This window comes from Neisseria sp. HMSC055H02, assembly GCF_001813335.1.
In the GTDB taxonomy this organism is placed as follows: Bacteria; Pseudomonadota; Gammaproteobacteria; order Burkholderiales; family Neisseriaceae; genus Neisseria; species Neisseria sicca_C.
In genome coordinates this window covers 1-1345 of sequence record NZ_KV812052.1, presented here as the reverse complement: position 1 = coordinate 1345, position 1345 = coordinate 1, and the positions used below count along the sequence as shown (strand labels likewise).

Annotated in this window: 3 protein-coding genes; all 3 read right to left on the bottom strand. The window is 43.7% G+C overall.

The features are described 5' to 3' along the window. Positions 1-426 (bottom strand): VENN motif pre-toxin domain-containing protein (locus HMPREF2907_RS13365; protein WP_168165184.1); only part of this gene is annotated, 426 nt, incomplete at its 3' end. A gap of 207 nt (positions 427-633) precedes the next feature. Further along, positions 634-1044: a hypothetical protein gene (locus tag HMPREF2907_RS00115; protein ID WP_070679059.1), complete on the bottom strand. Its 411-nt coding sequence runs from the start codon at positions 1042-1044 to the stop codon at positions 634-636. Between the two features lie 73 nt (positions 1045-1117). Then, a partial coding sequence (locus HMPREF2907_RS00110) for a hypothetical protein (protein ID WP_141754373.1) occupies positions 1118-1345 on the bottom strand: 228 nt, incomplete at its 5' end.

The window sequence follows — 1345 nt, the reverse complement described above, 5'->3', positions numbered from 1 at the left end:
TTTTATGACGGAATAAATTTTACGGGCTGTCTGTTCATCCCGTTTTAAGGCTTCCGATGTCAGATAGAGGTTGTTTTCCACCGCATTCTGCCCAACCGCCCCTCCGGTTTGCGCGTCTACCGGTGTGCCGCCTACAGCCGCGCCCGTCAGCGATGCAATCACCCCGCTCTTCGATTTGCTTTCTTCTTTGATATGCTCCGGCAGCAGGTTGGCATTGAACTCGCCTGTTTGCGGATCGATTGCGGTTTTACCATCGTTATACCGTTGGGCAAGATGTTCCGCAGCCTTTTCAGCTGCAACTGCTGCCGAGCCGCCGGCAGCAAAATTACCACCGTTGACGCGGGCGATAGCTGCTCCTAAAAGGAAATGTCCGACGGCTTGGGCGGTTTCGTTTTTGTTTTCACCGTGTCCAAATGTCCCGCCTATTGCTTCGGAGGCATAAGGCGCAGCGGCATTGACTGCGCTTTTTAACCCGCTGGATCGGTGGCGTTAAACAAAGGCCGTCTGAAACGATTTTCTGTTTTCAGACGGCCTTTTGTTAAGTAATATTAAGTGATAAAGCACATATGCCCAACCAGCCTTGTCAAGAGCTTCCAAAAGGCTGCTTGCGCAGCATGACAAGCTACGGCTCGTTTAATTGAAACTCTCCTGATCTAAAAATTCTAACTCTATTTCCCGGCAAACTATATCTATGCTAAAACCGGTCGGAAGATCATACCTACCGCCTATCAATTCCAGCGTACCTCCATAATCCAAGATTTCATCATCCTGCTTTAATTCTCCAAGCTCCAATGTATTATCGATATTTATATCTTGGCTCTTCGTAGCGTATCCATAGACAAATTTCAGATAGCTGAACTGCTTGAATTTAATTTTTACCCAGTCTGTGTAATTTGGTGTAGGAATTTCTTGAGGAAAGTCCGGATAATCCACACAATTGACGATGATATGAAATTCATCGTTTTTCAAAGTATAGTTTAATAGAGTTCCCTCATATATATACAGAAATTGATAATCTTTTTTTGGAATAGTATAAGTTGTCATATTATTTTACCTTTAAAAGGCTGCTTAGGTAACATGCACTCCCTGCCGGTAGCGAGTCCATGCTACTGCTCGTTTAATTGAAACTCTCCTGATCTAAAAATTCTAACTCTATTTCCCGGCAAACTATATCTATGCTAAAACCGGTCGGAAGATCATACCTACCGCCTATCAATTCCAGCGTACCTCCATAATCCAAGATTTCATCATCCTGCTTTAATTCTCCAAGCTCCAATGTATTATCGATATTTATATCTTGGTTCTCCGTAGCGTATCCATAGATAAATTTCAGATAGCTGAACTG

Bases quoted from the DNA above. Each gene is read 5' to 3' on its own strand.
- HMPREF2907_RS00115 (WP_070679059.1), bottom strand. From the start codon at position 1,044: ATGACAACTTATACTATTCCAAAAAAAGATTATCAATTTCTGTATATA.